Source organism: Acinetobacter sp. UC24323 (assembly GCF_024151445.1).
Taxonomy (GTDB): Bacteria; Pseudomonadota; Gammaproteobacteria; order Pseudomonadales; family Moraxellaceae; genus Acinetobacter; species Acinetobacter baumannii.
On the sequence record NZ_JAHIBY010000010.1, the window covers coordinates 1 to 16,681 of the forward strand.

Below are 16,681 nucleotides of genomic sequence, written 5' to 3' on the forward strand. Positions count from 1 at the left end.
TGCAATCGCAGCAGTTAAAGTTGTTTTACCATGGTCAACGTGACCGATTGTACCCACGTTTACGTGTGGTTTATTACGTTCAAACTTGGCTTTAGCCATGATGATCTTCCTTTATTAACTACTCATGGAGGGTCGCTCCATGAGCACTTGGTTTTTAACTAAGAATTAGTTAGGGCTTATAGTAATCGAAAGATTACTCGTCGTCACCTTTTTTACCGCCAGCTTGGAATTTAGCGATGATGCCTTCAGCCACGTTACGTGGAGTTTCAGCATATTTAGCAAATTCCATTGAGTATGTCGCACGACCTTGAGACATAGAACGCATTTGAGTCGCGTAACCAAACATCTCAGCAAGTGGAACTTCTGCTTTAATTGCTTTTGTTCCACCAGGAAGATCGTCCATACCTTGAACCATACCACGACGACGGTTTAAGTCACCCATGATATCGCCCATGTAGTCTTCTGGAGTCTCAACTTCAACTTTCATGATAGGTTCAAGAAGAACAGGATCTGCTTTCATGAAACCATCACGGAATGCGTAAGAACCAGCCATTTTGAACGACAATTCGTCAGAGTCGACATCGTGGTAAGAACCGTCAAAAAGAACAGCTTTAACGCCTACAACTGGGTAACCAGCCAAGACACCATTCTTCATACGTTCTTGAATACCTTTGTCAACTGCACCGAAGAATTCTTTAGGTACTACACCACCAACAACTTCTTCAGCGAATTCGTATTCTTTACCAGCAGCTTCAACGTCAAGCGGTTCTAAACGAACATATACGTGACCGAATTTACCTTTACCACCTGTTTGACGTACGAATTTACCTTCTTGCTCAACAGTTTTCTTAATCGTTTCACGATAAGCAACCATTGGTTTACCGATATTCGCTTCAACACCGAATTCACGCTTCATACGGTCAACGATGATGTCAAGGTGAAGCTCACCCATACCAGCAATAATTGTCTGACCAGATTCTTCATCAGTGTGAACACGGAATGAAGGGTCTTCTTTAGCCAAACGGCCTAAAGCGATAGACATTTTTTCTTGGTCAGCTTTAGTTTTTGGTTCAACCGCTAACTGAATTACTGGATCTGGGAATTCCATACGTTCAAGTGTAATGATGTTTTTCTCATCACATAATGTATCACCAGTAGTAACGTCTTTAAGACCTACACACGCTGCGATATCACCTGCACGGATTTCATCAATATCTTGACGTTCGTTTGCGTGCATTTGCACGATACGACCGATACGTTCACGCTTAGATTTAACTGGGTTATAAACAGCATCACCTTGTTTAAGAACACCAGAGTAAACACGTACGAATGTTAAGTTACCTACGAATTTGTCGTTCATGATTTTGAACGCAAGCGCAGAGAACGGAGCTTCGTCAGATGCTTCACGAGACGCTTTAGTTTCGTCTTTATCGTCAAGGATACCTTCGATCGCTTTAACTTCTGTAGGTGATGGTAAGAATTCAATTACAGCGTCCAACATACGTTGAACACCTTTGTTCTTGAATGCAGAACCACAAAGCATTACTTGGATTTCAGAAGCTAATGTACGAGCACGTAAACCTGCGATGATGTCTTCTTTAGAAAGATCACCCTCTTCAAGGTACTTGTCCATTAACTCTTCAGAAGCTTCAGCAGCAGCTTCAACCATGTTTGTACGCCATTCTTGAGCAGTATCAACTAGGTCAGCTGGAATCTCGCCGTATTCGAACTTCATACCTTGAGAAGCTTCATCCCAGATAATTGCCTTCATTTCGATAAGGTCAACTACACCAGTGAATGTGTCTTCAGCACCGATTGGCACAACGATTGGCACAGGATTCGCACCAAGACGTGTTTTCATTTGTTCAACAACACGGAAGAAGTTTGCACCAGTACGGTCCATCTTGTTCACGAATGCTAAACGAGGCACTTTATATTTGTTAGCCTGACGCCATACAGTTTCAGACTGAGGCTGTACACCACCAACTGCACAGTAAACCATGCAAGCACCGTCAAGAACACGCATAGAACGCTCAACTTCGATTGTGAAGTCAACGTGTCCCGGTGTATCAATTACGTTGATACGGTGTTGTGGGAATTGGTTACCCATACCAGACCAGAAACAAGTTGTTGCAGCAGAGGTAATTGTAATACCACGCTCTTGCTCTTGTTCCATCCAGTCCATTGTTGCTGCACCGTCGTGTACTTCACCAATTTTGTGAGATACACCTGTGTAGAACAAAATACGTTCAGTTGTAGTTGTTTTACCTGCGTCGATGTGCGCAGAGATACCGATGTTACGGTAACGAGTAATTGGGGTTTGGCGAGCCATGATGTCTACATTCCTAAATGTTATCTTTAAAACAGGGCGCACCAATTAAATTGATGCGCACGAATACTCAAGCGGGGCAACTTAAATACCCGCAAAGCCCCCACTTTGGTAGAGAGCAATGTTGAATCTAGCTACTGTATGCATGAGTATTCTCCTGATTAGGGACTGTTTTATCCGCTTAGAAACGGTAGTGAGAGAAGGCTTTGTTAGCTTCTGCCATACGGTGCACGTCTTCACGTTTTTTGATCGCAGCACCTTTGCCTTCAGCTGCATCAAGCAACTCGCCAGCAAGACGTAAAGCCATAGTTTTTTCAGAACGCTTAGCAGCAGCATCTACTAACCAACGCATTGCTAAGGCAGTACGACGGGATGGGCGTACTTCCATAGGTACTTGATAAGTAGCACCACCAACACGGCGTGCTTTTACTTCGACCATAGGACGAACTTTTTCAAGAGTAGTCTCGAAAAACTCAACTGGGTCTACTTTGTTTTTTTCTTGAACGCGTTCTAAAGCACCGTAAACGATACTTTCAGCAATAGATTTTTTACCATCTTGCATTACGTGGTTCATGAATTTAGCGATTGTTTGGCTGCTAAATTTAGGATCTGGAAGGATCTCACGAGCAGCGACTACGCGACGTCTTGGCATTTTAATACACCTAATAATATGACACTTCAGGATGATCCAGCAGTTTGTACAAGTGTCATGTACACGACGCTGGCCTTACTATACGTCGCTTGAATTACAAATCTATGAAGAATTCAAACAAGCGAAACGCTAAAGGGCTTTTGGACTAGTTTCCCAGAATTACTTCTTAGGACGTTTAGCACCGTATTTAGAACGTGATTGGTTACGATCTTTAACACCAGCACAGTCTAAAGAACCACGAACGGTATGGTAACGTACACCCGGTAAGTCTTTAACACGACCACCACGGATAAGAACAACACTGTGCTCTTGTAAGTTATGGCCTTCACCACCGATGTAGCTAGATACTTCAAAACCTGAAGTTAAGCGAACACGGCAAACCTTACGCATAGCTGAGTTAGGTTTTTTAGGTGTAGTTGTATAAACACGTGTACAAACACCACGACGTTGTGGACAAGCCTTCAACGCAGGAACTTTGGATTTTTCAACCAAAGTCGTACGACCCTTACGGATCAACTGATTCGTTGTTGCCATATGGCAATTCTCCCGTTATTAAAAAACCTTAAAAAGAAAACACCTCTTTTTAAGGGCACATAATTGTAAGCCAAGATGCAAAAATGGTCAACATGGCAGCAGTTGCCAAATGTTGACCATATCAATGATTGACAGGATTATTTACAAATTTAAATAGGGGTGAAATTTAGTTTTCAAACCCTACCTTTGTAATTGTATTGTTAAGAGTACTTTTGCCCCTCTATAACGTCATCATTTTCTTCACTTTCAGGCTCTAATGCTGGCTTTTGTTCACTATGTTCATGTTCAACTACATGTTTCTCTGCAAGATGCTCAATTCCTTGGTGAACATTTTCTTGAACTTTCTCTTCGCTTTTTTCAGAAGTATTTGATTTGACCACAACAGATACTTTTGAAATTACATCATGATTTTCAATTTTATGATGCTGTGTAGCATGAACACTACCATTTTCACCCACATTTAAAAGACGTGGACTCGCTTTTTGAATTAGAGTTACCGCCGCGTAGTACGCCTGTAATGGTGATAAATGCTCATTTGGATGTTCATTTAAATAATGTCTTGCTGCACCGAAAATAGCTTGTGCCTTATGGCCTACATCTTCTTGTAACTTCCAACTATAAACAGCACTAAGCACTGCACCAGCTACTGGAGTAAACTTGCCTACCACAGCAAGTTGCGGAACTTTATTTAACCAGTTCCATTTAAACTCACCATTTTCATCAACTAACCAGCTTTTTAAGGTTTCAATATCATTTGAAGAGCCAAGTACTTGCTGGAACTGTTGAATGTCTTGAGTCTCCAACATATTTCGTAAGGCTTTCAGTGCCAAGAGTAAAGTCTGCTTTTCCGCAATTAAGCTGATATCAACTTCTTTAAAAATAAATTCAACAACGTCTTGGTCAGTTGCTTCGGTTAAATCAAAGCCGTGTGATCTACCTGTTTGGTAAATTGTTCTTAAAACTAGGACCAATGAAACTGGAATATCTACGGCTGCTCCAACCATTCCAGATACGCCCGTAATTGCACCTTGAATACTGGCAATCAATTTATTTTGTTCAATAAGTGCCTGGCTTAAACGTTGGGAGCGTGAGGTATCTTTTGTAAGCTCAAATAAGTCTTTGGCCCCCGCTTCTTCTAAAATTTTTTCAGTTAACGTACTTTTCGAACTAAAGTCATTCAACCAATCAAATAAATAGCTTGATATTTTTTCATTCCAGTCAGGTGAAATAAATGTAGCGATACCATTGACCTTTCTAAAATGGCGTCCAAATACCTGACGAGTAACTTTAGGTAAATGTTCACGTAACATTTGTTGTGGGCTTTCATACTGCTCCACTTCAAACGGACTTTTATTTCTGGCATTACCTTCTACTGTTTTGCCATTTGAAAGTGGCTCAACCAATTTACTTACCTCACCAATTTGACTTTGCTGCAAGATGTTTAAACCAGTAGAACTGAGCTTTTTAGCCACTCCGAAGACCTGAGAAAACAAATTGTCAGATTGATTATTATTAAATTTTGTCATCCAGTACCTCGATTTTTTAATTTATCTAATTAGAGATAAATACTAGGTGGAATGTGGATTTATCTCAACTTGAATGTGTGTATTTTAGTTAACCCTAAATGCAACATACTGTGTATTTGGTTATTTTTTTTAAATGCAAAATTGACATAAAGATTTGCCATAAGAAATAAAAAACCTTTCTGCTATCATGGTAGCAACGAAAACATGGGTCTACTGTTCTTACAGCTATATTCTCCTATCATTTAATAGCTGCTCATGATCATAGACTTTAAATATCACCATAAAGGGACCTGTAGATGAAACGTGTTGTAATCACTGGTATGGGTATTAACTCATGTATCGGTAACTCTTTAGAAGAAGTTACTCATTCACTTAAAAATGGAATCTCCGGGACACGTTTTAACCCAACTTATGCTGAACTCAATTTTAAAAGTCATGTCAGCGCTGCGGCAGAACAAGATTTTGACAATATTGATCGTAAATTAAAACGGTTCATGGGCGTATGTGCAATGTACGCTTATAACTCTGCTGTTGCAGCTGTTGAACATGCTGGCTTAAAAGCAGAAGATTTAGCAGATAATCCACGTTATGGTATTGCTGGTGGTTCAGGCGGTGGTTCAACTGCTTCTGTTGTAGAAATGACTGAGCTTTTAGAAACTAAAGGTGCTCGTAAAGTTGGTCCTTTCTTTGTTCCACGTAACATGACAAATACAATCACTGCAAACGTGGGTGTAGCATTTAAACTTCAAGGTATTGCTCACTCAATTGCAAGTGCTTGTGCAACTTCTGCAGACGCAATTGGTTATGCATATAACCTTATCGCTCTAGGCAAACAAGATCTTATGCTTGCTGGTGGTGGTGAAGAAGATCACTGGTCTCAAAGCCTATTGTTTGATGCAATGGGTGCTTTGTGTTCTAAATACAACGACACACCTGAAACAGCATCTCGTCCATATTCTAAAGACCGTGACGGTTTCGTTATTGCTGGCGGTGGCGGTTTCGTTGTTCTTGAATCTCTTGAACATGCTCAAGCACGTGGTGCAAATATTCTTGCTGAAGTTGTTGCTTATGCTGCAAACAGTGACGGTGCTGACATGGTAGCTCCAAGTGGTGAAGGTGCAACTCGCTGTATCTTGATGGCTCTTGAAGAAGCGAAACAACACGGCGTAGATAAAATTGACTATGTAAATACACATGGTACTTCTACACCAGCAGGTGACGTGACTGAGCTTAAAGCGATGGAACGTGCTTTTGGTGAAGGTAAAGTTCCACCTCTTAGCTCGACTAAATCTATGACTGGTCACAGCTTAGGTGCTGCTGGTGTTCATGAAGCAATTTACTCTGTATTAATGCTTCAAAATGACTTTATCGCGCCAAACATCAACGTGACTGAGCTTGATGAAGGTACGGAAGGCTTTGATATTGTGCTTGAAAAACGTGATACAAAATTGAATACTGTAATGAGTAACAGTTTTGGCTTTGGCGGTGTTAACGCTTGCCTAATTTTCAAGAAGTGGGATACATAATCCCGCGTAGGATTATCGATGGATGCACCTTCTGATGCCTTTTTGTGGGTAAAAGCATTACATATTATTGCTGTGGTTTGTTGGTTCGCTGCTTTGTTCTACTTACCACGTCTTTATGTTTATCATGCAATGAGTGATGATGCTACAAGCCATCAACGCTTTGAAGTAATGGAACGTAAGTTGTATCGAGGTATTATGTGGCCATCTATGATTGCCACATTAATTACTGCTCACTTTCTCGTAGATTGGGGGGATGCAACTAGACATTACCATGAAGCCACTTGGTTTTATCTAAAAGTTGGATTAGTGGCTTTATTAGTGATCTACCATTTAGTTTGTGGTTACTATCGCAAAAAGCTTATTGGAAATGCTCACTACAAATCACATAAGTTCTGGCGTTTCTTTAATGAAATGCCAACCTTAATTTTATTTGCTGTTGTGATTTTAGTTGTTGTAAAACCTCAGTTTTAACTGGGGTTTTTTATTATCTAGGACTCTCATCTCATTCTCTTATACATTTTACTGACTCAACCTATTCATAATTTATTATTCAGAGCAAAAGACTTTTATACCAGTCTTAATACATTCTTATAAAAACATCTCATCTTTTTTATAAATTCAATCAACAGAAAGGATAAAGCATGAAAAGTCTGGCTTTTATTCATCGTAACGATACTCGCTTTGCGGTCGGTGATTTTTATCCAGTTCTTTCTGTTTTTTCTTACCATGAGTTAGGCAATACCCTCTCACCCTTCTTACTACTCGACCATTTAGGTCCCGGAAAAATTGCACCTTCTATGAAACGTAGAGGAGTTAATGATCATCCCCATCGTGGATTCGAAACGGTAACACTTGTTTATGCAGGTGAACTAGAACACAAAGATTCATCTGGTGGAGGTGGATTTATAAGTGCTGGCGATGTGCAATGGATGACCGCAGCCTCTGGTGTGATTCATCGGGAATTGTTTAGTGAAGAGTATTCTCGATCTGGTGGTCCTTTTGAAATGATTCAACTTTGGGTCAATTTACCAGCAGCAAATAAAATGAACTCTCCGCGCTATCAAAGTTTAAAGAAAGCTGAAATACCGATGGTGGAACTGGAAAATGAAGCTGGATTTGTACGTATTATTGCAGGGCAGTTTAAGCATGTTATGGGCCCTGCCCTCACTCACACTCCTATTACCGTATTAGATGTAGAGCTTCAGGCAGGTCAACAAACTGCCTTCCCTGCTCAATCTGGTGAAACAGCTTTAGTTTATTTACGTTCAGGTCGGGCACAATTTCAAAAAGATGAAGACGTTCTAGAGGAACAAGGCCTAGCAGTCATGTCAAACCAAGGAGAGCATTTCTCTATTACTGCCCTGCAAAGTTGCAAATTACTTATTTTGACAGGACACCCCATCGCAGAACCGATTAATGGTCATGGTCCATTTGTAATGAATACTTATGATGAGATTTTACAAGCCTATGATGATATTAAAAATGGAAGATTTGCCAAGTAAAACAGACCAGCTGCCGCATGAGAAACAAATGACAGTTATTTGCGTCTGTCTTTCAACATAGTTGATGTATGTTATGCTACAAACCAATAGATGAACTTATTTATTAGCAAAACTATGTTCACTCTCAACGCTTTTAAAATTGTCATATATCGACAATTTATTATTTTCACCCTTTTTATATTTCGTCACTTAAAAAGCTATCCAATTCGATTTCTTACACCTGAAGAAAAAGCTTTAGCACAAAGGGTGTTTGGGAGTTTGCTAGATTGTGAACGTCCTAAAATTATTGCTACTCGTTACTTACCGTGGCAAGCGCATGGAATTTTGATGGCTCCAAATGGGAATATATACGTCAATCTTTCTGACTACAGCAGTAATTACGCGCTAGAGTCTAAATTCATACAAGGGATTTTTATTCATGAGCTAGCTCATGTTATGCAATACCAACGAGGTATTCATGTATTACTAAAAGGTGCGTTACTACAATCCGCCTACTATCTGAGCTTTAAATATTACAATCCTTATAAATATACTTATCATCCTCAGAAAGCATTTAGTTCTTACAATATTGAGCAGCAAGGAGAAATTGCTAGAGATATCTGTTCAGGTAAACTGCCAAATATCATTTGTTTACCTCAACTTGATTTGTAACCAAATAATCCAGTTTGTTTTCAACGTAACTTTTTTGCTAACTTATCAATAGAAATTTGATAAACAAAAAACATAAAAATAAAGTTGAGATCTGAATTTATTAATGTCAAATTATTGAAAATAAGTATAAAAACTTATTTCAAATTTTTGAGCGATAAGGCAGTATACAAACAATAAAAATAATGAAGCTTGTTTCTATTGTATACAGAAAATCTCGTTATTTTTACGCAGAAAATATGTGATTGGTATATATTATTGATCTTGACATTTTTGTTTACTATTTTACGTGTTTATTATCGTGCTATACACATCGTTGAAAAATTATATCCATAAAAATCAACAATATGTGTATTTATATTCGTTATGATCTAGGATTAGGTTTGAATGAAAAGTTTTAAAGTTGCCCTTGCTCAGTTTTCTCCGCATATTGGCAATATTGACTCAAACACCCAAAAGATGATTGAGCAAGCAAATCAGGCGAAAAAACAAGACGCTGACCTGATTATTTTTCCTGAGCTTTCTGTGATTGGTTATCCAGCTGAAGACTTATTGTTACGTCCAAATTTAAATAAGCGGATACAAAAGGCTTTTGCTCAACTTAGTGAAGTTAAAGATATTGTGATGGTTTTCGGCTTCGTAAACCAGACAGAAGATGGCCAACGCTATAATTCAGCTGCTGTCATGAAAGACGGTCAGGTTTTAGGTGTCTTCAATAAACATAACTTGCCAAACTATGGCGTTTTTGATGAAAAACGTTATTTCCAAAAAGGCCATCAGCACTTGGTATTTGAGTACTTAGGCCATAAGTTTGGTGTACTCATTTGTGAAGATATCTGGTCAATCAATACAGTAAAACAATTAAGCCAATTAAATGTTGATACTGTACTTGTGCTTAATTCATCGCCATATGAAGTGGGTAAACCACAGCATCGTAAACAGACATTAAGTGAGCTTGCAAAGCAGCTTCATTTAAATATTGTTTATGTTAACCAAGTTGGTGGACAAGATGATTTAATTTTTGATGGTACAAGTTTTGTCAGCAATCAAAATGGTGAAATTGCTTTACAAGCACCTAGCTTTAAAGAAGATCTCTATGTTGCTGAATTTGACCGCGATACAAAATTATATAAAGTTGTCGAGTCTGCTCCTGCATTAGAAACTTTTGCAGAGATCTATCAAGGCCTAGTCATGGCAACACGTGACTATGTAGAACGCTCAGGTTTTCCTGGAGTAATTTTAGGTCTTTCTGGTGGTATTGACTCTGCCCTTACGCTTGCTATCGCAGTTGATGCAATCGGTGCAGAGAGAGTTCAAGCTGTGATGATGCCATATACTTACACTTCTCAAATTAGTGTAGAAGATGCAGCGGAACAAGCTCGCCGTATGGGCGTGACTTTCGGTATTGCCGAAATTCATTCAATCGTAAATAGCTTCATGCAAACTTTGTATCCGTTCTTTGGTAATTCACCAGCCGATGCGACTGAAGAAAATTTACAAGCGCGCGCTCGTGGCACATTGCTTATGGGCTTATCTAACAAGTTTGGTAATTTAGTTCTTTCTACAGGTAATAAATCTGAACTTTCAGTTGGCTATTGCACACTTTACGGTGACATGGTGGGTGGCTTTGCTGTTCTCAAAGATGTTTATAAAACAATCGTGTTTGAATTAGCAAAATACCGTAATAGCTTAAGTGAAACTCCGGTTATTCCTGAGCGTGTAATTACTCGCCCACCTTCAGCAGAACTGCGTCCAGATCAAAAAGACCAAGACTCTTTACCAGCGTATGATGTATTGGATGCTATCCTTTATGCATACATTGAAGAAGATTTAGGTCAGGCAGACATTATTGCCAAAGGTTTTGATAAAGAAGTTGTTGAAAAAGTCATCCGTTTAGTTGATCGTAATGAATATAAACGTCGTCAAGGTGCGATTGGCCCGAGAATTACTTCTCGTGCATTTAGTCGCGAACGACGTTATCCGATTGTCAACGGTTGGACAGCGAATGACTGAGCAGAAAAACTCATCAAAAACTACAGCACTTGCTCAAGCACTTTTGCTTGAGCAGGTGGAATTTTTCAAAAAACAATTATCTATAGAAAACTCACCTATTTATTTCCGGCAATTTATTCAGCTTTTTATGCAACATGCCGATGAAATTAAACTTTATGAAGTTGTGGATTTAGAACAATTACAAGCCGTTGTGAAACGCTATGCTTTTGAAATGCAGCTTGGTGCAGGCTTGCTTGAGTTTATTGGGGAAATTGCACAGCGTATTTATTTATCTGCCATGAAATCTCCAGTTCAGCTACAAGACTTGGTATCCGATCACCAGTTTGAAATGTGGCTTTCCAAGTTTTTGGAAATGGAGCATATTCCACATTATCTCAATCAGTTTTTAAGAACTAGCCCTTCTGTTCAACAACTTTGCCAATATATTGCCACTTCAACCTTAGAACAAAAATTACCTAAATTTCTAACGGCCTCTAGAGTGGATGACTACCATTTTGAATGGCAACATAAACTCAAAAAATTCTCTTTTTTACAGCAACAACGTCTTGAGCATAAGCTTGAAACGTGGATTGCCAGCTTTATTCATGAACAACTGACAGAATTAAGCCTTTTATCGGCTGAAGATTTAGAAAGCTTAGTACGTCATATCTGGGAAGATATTAGACATAAAAAAATTTATGAGTTTATGAAACAGCTCACTCCTCTCGATGTTGAGGAGTTCTTTGTTTTAATTTATGAATACTGGAAAGAATTACGACAGTCACAATTTATGCAAGGTCTTATTTTGTATGGTGTCGAAGTTTTTTATGATTTTTATAAAGATCAGAGTTTATTTGAAGTATTAAGTGCAATTGGTTTATCCGAAACTGACTTACAAACTGAAGCTTTACGTTTTTATCCAAAAGTTATGGATGCCTTTAATGAGCACGGTATTTTGGAACCGTTACTTCAAGCGCTCTTAGCTCCTTTTTATCAAAGCTCAAAAACACTCGATATAATTGAAAAACATTTTAGTGAGTAAAAAATAGATAAAAAGAAACCACGCAGGAGCGTGGTTTTTAAAATGGTGGCTATGACGAGACTTGAACTTGTGACCCCCGCATTATGAGTGCGGTGCTCTAACCAACTGAGCTACATAGCCGTAAACTGTGTGCGCATTATCTATAGTTCTGTATAGCAGGTCAATACTTCAAAACTCTTTATGCCCACCAAATGAACAAATATGATTCAGATCACCATTATTTGTTCATTTTTTAGCAAATTCTTACTTTAAGCAATTGATCGGCCACAGAAATATATTAAAGATCTAATACCAATTTTTTGCCTTTTGCTCTTGATACACAAATCATCATGCTCTTTTGTGAAGCTTTTTCAGCATCACTTAAGTATTGATCGAAGTGTTCTGCTTCACCTTCTAAGATAGCGGTTTCACATGTACCACAAACCCCTTCTCGGCATAGACATTCCACATCAATATTTAATGTCTCGATGGCTTGTAAAATAGTCTGGTTACTTTGTACTTCAATTTCCTGATTAGATTTGGCAAGTACCACCGTAAATGCTTCACCATCTTCAGGAACTGTTGAGGCAAATTGTTCCCAATGAATGTATTCATCGCGGTAACGGTGCTTGTTACAACAATCAATCACAGCATCAATCATAGGTTTAGGTCCACATACATATACATGTGTGCCTTTTGGTTGCGATGAAATTAATTCGTCTAAATTAAGCATGCTGCCTTCTGAGTCAACATAACTAAATACATGCCCTGCATGTTTCTGTGTTAGCTCATCAAGTAAAGCTGCATGTTCAGGTGAACGGTAAGCATAGTGCAGCTCATACTCTGCTCCACGTGCTGCCAGCTCATCCATTTGAGGTAAGAATGGTGTAATACCAATACCACCAGCTATCAAGATATGTTTATTGCCTGTTTCAGCTAATGGAAATAAATTTTTTGGTTCTGAAATCTGGATTTCACAGCCTTCATTGCACTGATCATGCATGAAAACTGATCCGCCCTTACCTTCCACATCCTTACGAACGCAGACTTGGTAAGTTGATAAATCTTGCGTACAGCTCATCAATGAGTAGGCATTGGAAAGTTGTTCATTCATTTTGACAATAATATGGCTTCCCCCACTAAATCGAGGAAAGTTCTGCCCATCTTGACGTTTGAACGTAAACCGTTTGATTAAAGGGGTTAGCTGTTCCACACGAGTAACAACCGCTGGGAACATTTCATAATGACTCGCCATATTAGAATCCTTCTTTTACCGCATATTTTTGTTGTTAGGGCTTATCCTTAAAGCCCTAAACACATGTATTTAATGGTCATGAATTCTTCAAGACCATATTTTGAGCCTTCACGCCCAACACCTGATTGTTTCACACCGCCAAATGGTACAACTTCATTTGAAATTGCAGTGGCATTCATACCGACCATTCCATATTCAAGCTGTTCTGACACTCGCCATAAACGTGAAATATTTTCGCTATAAACATACGCTGCCAAACCGAAGATAGTGTCATTTGCTTGAGCAACCACATCTGCTTCATCTGTAAAGCGAATGAGCGGCGCAACTGGACCAAAAATTTCTTCTTGGACAATTTCCATTGTACGGTCAACGTTAGTTAAAACTGATGGTTCATAAAAGGTTTGTCCTAAAGCATGCTGCTTACCACCACAGGCAATCTTAGCGCCTTTGCTCACTGCATCATCAATTAACTGCTGTGCTTTCAAAACTGCCTTTTCATTAATTAATGGGCCAATTTGTACGCCATCTTCAAGTCCATTACCGACTTTAAACTTTTGTACTTCTTGTACAAACTTCTCGGCAAAAGCTTGATAAATATTGTCATGTACATAAATGCGGTTAGCACAAACACAGGTCTGGCCTGCATTACGGAACTTGGCAAAAATCGCGCCTTGTACAGCTTTATCTAAATCGGCATCATCAAACACAATCAGAGGAGCATTTCCACCCAACTCAAGCGCCAATTTTTTAATGGTGCTTGAACACTGCTGCATCAATAAACGGCCCACTGGCGTTGAACCAGTAAAAGTTAACTTCTTCACTTTTTCATGTGAAGTAAATACCGAGCCAATTTCTTGAGATTTACCAGTAACAACATTAATCACACCAGCTGGAATACCTGCTTTTTCTGCAAGCTTTGCAATCGCTAATGCACAGTAAGGTGTTTCATTGGCTGGCTTAATCACGACCGTACAACCCGCTGCTAAAGCTGGCGCTGCTTTACGGGTAATCATGGCAATTGGGAAATTCCACGGCGTAATCGCAGCCACCACACCCACAGGTTCTTTACTAATAATAAAGCGCTGCTGGTTATTTACGGTTGGAATCACATCACCATAAATACGCTTGCCTTCTTCGGCAAACCATTGAATAAATGATGCAGCATAGCGGACCTCACCTTTTGCTTCTGCTAAAGGCTTGCCTTGCTCAATGGTCATGATTAAAGCAAGTTCATCGGTATGATCGAGAACCAGTTTATGCCAAGCCAATAAGATATCAGCACGGTTTTGGGCCGTTAAAGCTTTCCAACTTTGTAAAGCCGTATAGGCAGCTTCAACTGCTTGGGTTGCCTCCGCTGCTCCCATATTAGGAATTGTGCCAATTTCTTCGCCTGTAGCTGGGTTACTCACCGGAACCGTGGCATTTGACTGTGCAGCTAGCCATTGCCCATTAATATAGGCTTGTTGCTGAAATAGTTCAGTACTTTGTAAACTCGACATATCGTCTTCCTAAATGAAGAATCAGGTGTAAGTCATGTTTACACCTGAATAAATCCCTTTGTTTTTATTGATGGTACTGCGCCACAAGATGTTGGAAGTAAGCAATACCATGCTCACTGATACCAGAACGTTGCTTGTCAGTCATGATACGGCCTTGACCACGATAACCACGTGATTTCAATCCACGTTGTACGCTCTCTACCAAGTTCAAATCTTCCGGGCGGAATACATTGCGATACCACTCAATCAAATCTTTTTGATCTTGAGTCAGTTCTTCGTTCGTAAAGTAAATATCGTAATGCTGCAAAGTTGTTTCTGCATCAACAGGGAATTCATAAATAACTGTCATGAAGTTGCTGCCTGGTGGTACGTTGAACATGGTGCAAGGCCAAGTCCAGAAACCATGAAACTCAGGATCTGTTACTGATGGATCAAGTTTGAATGACTTCTCAGATGAACGTGCAAAACCATATTGCAATGTCCAGTTTTGATGCGTTGTGTGCCAGTATTTATCGACTTGTACAGAGTCAGCAAAGCCTGGATGTGCAGGTCCACAGTGGTAGCATTCCATGTAGTTATCAACAATCACTTTCCAGTTTGCTGGTGTTTCTGTCACAAAGCGTGCTGCCAATTTTAAATCTTTAATCACACCACATGCCTGATTTAAACGTTCAGCAAAGCCCGGGAGCTGGTCTTCTATACAAGTCGCATTTTCATCCATATTAATAAATACGAAACCTGCATATTCTTCGACTTTTAAAGGCACCATGCTTGAGTTTTCTTTATCGAAAGATTCAACGTGGTCACAGTTACGTGCCAATGCCAAGCTACCGTCTAGCTTAAACGTCCATGCATGATATGGGCAGGTAATTACATTTTTTGCTTTACCACTACCGCTTAAAAGTTCATGACCACGGTGCGGACACACATTATAAAATGCGCGTAGAACACTATCTTTACCACGAATGATGACAATATTTTCACCAATTACTTTACGGGTAATATAGTCATTTGGCTGAGCCAACTCACTACCATGTGCAACGCAAATCCAGCTTTTAGCAAAGATTGCCTCTTTCTCGTGCTCAAAAACTTGAGATGAAGTATAGAAAACTTTAGGGAAAGTCCATGCAACATCTGGGTTTGCGCAAAAATCTTCAGGTAATTTTTCAACTGCACTCATGTTTTTACTCCATTAAATTCTTTTCGTCCAAATGACTCGATATTAAATTGATGTCTTTTCGGCACTGCTCAACATGCGACGTATTGCACTTAGCATGTTTTGATATAAATGTTGAACTTCCGGACAGTCACGCATCAAACGTAAACTGCCATGTAATAAACCTTTACCTAAATGAAACTCGTTAGGGATGCCTGCTTGTTCCAGTTTTTGGGTAAAGAGGTAACCGTCATCACTTAAAGGGTCATATTCTGCAACAGCCACAAAACTTGTAGGCATATCTGAAAAATCAGTTGCCAATAAAGGTGCTAGATGTAAATCCTGCCAATCTTGTGAATTCGGTGCATATTCCTTTAAATAAAAATGCATATCTTCTGTTGTTAACAATGGCGCATGGGCGTGCTTTTGTGCGGATGGGGTATCAAATGCTGTCGTTAAACATGGATAAACCAATGCCAGCCCTTGAGCTTGCAAACCACTATGTTGTAGCTCCACTGCAAGAGCTGCTGCTAAATTACCGCCTGCGCTATCACCTGCTAGAACGATATTTTCACTATCGATTTGCCAAGCTGAACCATGTTGTTTAAGCCAGTGATAGACTGCTAAACAATCTTCAAAGGCTGCTGGAAAACGATGCTCTGGAGCCAAGCGGTAATCCACACTAATAACAACCGCATTTAAGTCCTTACACAAATAACTGGTAATAAACTCATGTGAATCGAGTCCACCCACCATCCAACCACCACCATGTAGATACAACACACATGGCCAACCAGACTCAGGTCGATTTGTTTTTGGTAAATACACACGAACAGGCACAGGATGCTCTTCATTTGCAATCACTCGATCTTCTACATCTAACTTGTCATCACGTGGCAAAGTGTAGTGTCGGCACATGGCATCATATGCCGCACGGACTGAGTCAATATCTGCATCTGCTGGTGAATAAATGCTGCTCCAATACACAAGGCTTTGCATTTCTTCACTTAAGGCATAAGTAGCCTGTTCATATGTCGTCAT

At 39.6% G+C, this 16,681-nt stretch carries 15 protein-coding genes and 1 tRNA gene; 6 read left to right on the forward strand and 10 right to left on the reverse strand.

Going from position 1 to position 16,681, the window contains the following annotated elements:
• From KNQ97_RS13875 to KNQ97_RS13895, 5 genes are all read right to left on the reverse strand, one after another.
• Window positions 1-99, reverse strand: a 99-nt coding sequence (locus KNQ97_RS13875) for a GTP-binding protein (RefSeq protein WP_009586195.1), incomplete at its 3' end; no start/stop codon positions are given.
• A gap of 94 nt (window positions 100-193) precedes the next feature.
• Window positions 194-2,332, reverse strand: a complete 2,139-nt coding sequence (gene fusA / locus KNQ97_RS13880; protein WP_000113824.1) for an elongation factor G — start codon at window positions 2,330-2,332, stop codon at window positions 194-196.
• Between the two features lie 178 nt (window positions 2,333-2,510).
• Entirely contained in the window at window positions 2,511-2,981 is a 471-nt protein-coding gene (gene rpsG, locus KNQ97_RS13885; protein ID WP_001138055.1) for a 30S ribosomal protein S7, read from the reverse strand.
• A gap of 159 nt (window positions 2,982-3,140) precedes the next feature.
• Window positions 3,141-3,515, reverse strand: a complete 375-nt coding sequence (gene rpsL / locus KNQ97_RS13890; protein ID WP_000246374.1) for a 30S ribosomal protein S12 — start codon at window positions 3,513-3,515, stop codon at window positions 3,141-3,143.
• Window positions 3,516-3,715: 200 nt separating this feature from the next.
• A complete protein-coding gene (locus KNQ97_RS13895) occupies window positions 3,716-5,041 on the reverse strand; it encodes an EcsC family protein (protein ID WP_228413878.1) in 1,326 nt (441 codons plus the stop codon).
• A gap of 296 nt (window positions 5,042-5,337) precedes the next feature.
• On the opposite strand from KNQ97_RS13895, the gene KNQ97_RS13900 reads away from it, so the two are divergent.
• From KNQ97_RS13900 to KNQ97_RS13925, 6 genes are all read left to right on the forward strand, one after another.
• Window positions 5,338-6,567, forward strand: coding sequence for a beta-ketoacyl-ACP synthase II (locus KNQ97_RS13900; protein WP_253612368.1), 1,230 nt, complete (start codon window positions 5,338-5,340; stop codon window positions 6,565-6,567).
• Between the two features lie 18 nt (window positions 6,568-6,585).
• Window positions 6,586-7,038, forward strand: a complete 453-nt coding sequence (gene hemJ, locus KNQ97_RS13905) for a protoporphyrinogen oxidase HemJ (RefSeq protein ID WP_000339889.1) — start codon at window positions 6,586-6,588, stop codon at window positions 7,036-7,038.
• A 170-nt stretch (window positions 7,039-7,208) separates the two neighbouring features.
• Window positions 7,209-8,069, forward strand: a complete 861-nt coding sequence (locus tag KNQ97_RS13910; protein ID WP_253612369.1) for a pirin family protein — start codon at window positions 7,209-7,211, stop codon at window positions 8,067-8,069.
• A gap of 90 nt (window positions 8,070-8,159) precedes the next feature.
• Window positions 8,160-8,720, forward strand: a complete 561-nt coding sequence (locus tag KNQ97_RS13915) for a hypothetical protein (protein ID WP_001048150.1) — start codon at window positions 8,160-8,162, stop codon at window positions 8,718-8,720.
• 384 nt (window positions 8,721-9,104) lie between these two features.
• Window positions 9,105-10,730: an NAD+ synthase gene (locus tag KNQ97_RS13920; protein WP_253612370.1), complete on the forward strand. Its 1,626-nt coding sequence runs from the start codon at window positions 9,105-9,107 to the stop codon at window positions 10,728-10,730.
• Window positions 10,723-11,751 carry a hypothetical protein gene (locus KNQ97_RS13925; RefSeq protein ID WP_000139297.1) on the forward strand — a complete coding sequence of 343 codons (1,029 nt, stop codon included), beginning with the start codon at window positions 10,723-10,725 and terminating at the stop codon, window positions 11,749-11,751. Before KNQ97_RS13920 ends, KNQ97_RS13925 begins: the two co-directional genes overlap by 8 nt.
• A gap of 43 nt (window positions 11,752-11,794) precedes the next feature.
• Here the strand turns inward: KNQ97_RS13925 and KNQ97_RS13930 are convergent.
• The 5 genes from KNQ97_RS13930 to KNQ97_RS13950 all read right to left on the reverse strand — a co-directional run bounded on the left by KNQ97_RS13930 (window position 11,795) and on the right by KNQ97_RS13950 (window position 16,681).
• A tRNA-Met gene (locus KNQ97_RS13930) sits at window positions 11,795-11,871 on the reverse strand.
• Between the two features lie 157 nt (window positions 11,872-12,028).
• Window positions 12,029-12,985 (reverse strand): carnitine monooxygenase, reductase subunit CntB, encoded by a 957-nt coding sequence (gene cntB, locus KNQ97_RS13935; protein WP_000146428.1) that lies wholly within the window; start codon window positions 12,983-12,985, stop codon window positions 12,029-12,031.
• A gap of 47 nt (window positions 12,986-13,032) precedes the next feature.
• The gene (locus KNQ97_RS13940) at window positions 13,033-14,484 is read right to left on the reverse strand and encodes an NAD-dependent succinate-semialdehyde dehydrogenase (protein ID WP_000096957.1); all 1,452 of its coding nucleotides are present in this window, start codon (window positions 14,482-14,484) and stop codon (window positions 13,033-13,035) included.
• A gap of 64 nt (window positions 14,485-14,548) precedes the next feature.
• Entirely contained in the window at window positions 14,549-15,664 is a 1,116-nt protein-coding gene (cntA, locus tag KNQ97_RS13945; protein ID WP_187142543.1) for a carnitine monooxygenase subunit alpha, read from the reverse strand.
• A 42-nt stretch (window positions 15,665-15,706) separates the two neighbouring features.
• Window positions 15,707-16,681, reverse strand: a complete 975-nt coding sequence (locus KNQ97_RS13950; RefSeq protein WP_253612371.1) for an alpha/beta hydrolase — start codon at window positions 16,679-16,681, stop codon at window positions 15,707-15,709.

Excerpts from the sequence above, each read along its gene's own strand:
- fusA (WP_000113824.1), bottom strand. The coding sequence starts at position 2,332 with ATGGCTCGCCAAACCCCAATTACTCGTTACCGTAACATCGGTATCTCT.
- rpsG (WP_001138055.1), bottom strand. The coding sequence starts at position 2,981 with ATGCCAAGACGTCGCGTAGTCGCTGCTCGTGAGATCCTTCCAGATCCT.
- rpsL (WP_000246374.1), bottom strand. The coding sequence starts at position 3,515 with ATGGCAACAACGAATCAGTTGATCCGTAAGGGTCGTACGACTTTGGTT.
- KNQ97_RS13895 (WP_228413878.1), bottom strand. The coding sequence starts at position 5,041 with ATGACAAAATTTAATAATAATCAATCTGACAATTTGTTTTCTCAGGTC.
- KNQ97_RS13900 (WP_253612368.1), top strand. The coding sequence starts at position 5,338 with ATGAAACGTGTTGTAATCACTGGTATGGGTATTAACTCATGTATCGGT.
- hemJ (WP_000339889.1), top strand. The coding sequence starts at position 6,586 with ATGGATGCACCTTCTGATGCCTTTTTGTGGGTAAAAGCATTACATATT.
- KNQ97_RS13910 (WP_253612369.1), top strand. The coding sequence starts at position 7,209 with ATGAAAAGTCTGGCTTTTATTCATCGTAACGATACTCGCTTTGCGGTC.
- KNQ97_RS13915 (WP_001048150.1), top strand. The coding sequence starts at position 8,160 with ATGAACTTATTTATTAGCAAAACTATGTTCACTCTCAACGCTTTTAAA.
- KNQ97_RS13920 (WP_253612370.1), top strand. The coding sequence starts at position 9,105 with ATGAAAAGTTTTAAAGTTGCCCTTGCTCAGTTTTCTCCGCATATTGGC.
- KNQ97_RS13925 (WP_000139297.1), top strand. The coding sequence starts at position 10,723 with ATGACTGAGCAGAAAAACTCATCAAAAACTACAGCACTTGCTCAAGCA.
- cntB (WP_000146428.1), bottom strand. The coding sequence starts at position 12,985 with ATGGCGAGTCATTATGAAATGTTCCCAGCGGTTGTTACTCGTGTGGAA.
- KNQ97_RS13940 (WP_000096957.1), bottom strand. The coding sequence starts at position 14,484 with ATGTCGAGTTTACAAAGTACTGAACTATTTCAGCAACAAGCCTATATT.
- cntA (WP_187142543.1), bottom strand. The coding sequence starts at position 15,664 with ATGAGTGCAGTTGAAAAATTACCTGAAGATTTTTGCGCAAACCCAGAT.
- KNQ97_RS13950 (WP_253612371.1), bottom strand. The coding sequence starts at position 16,681 with ATGACGACATATGAACAGGCTACTTATGCCTTAAGTGAAGAAATGCAA.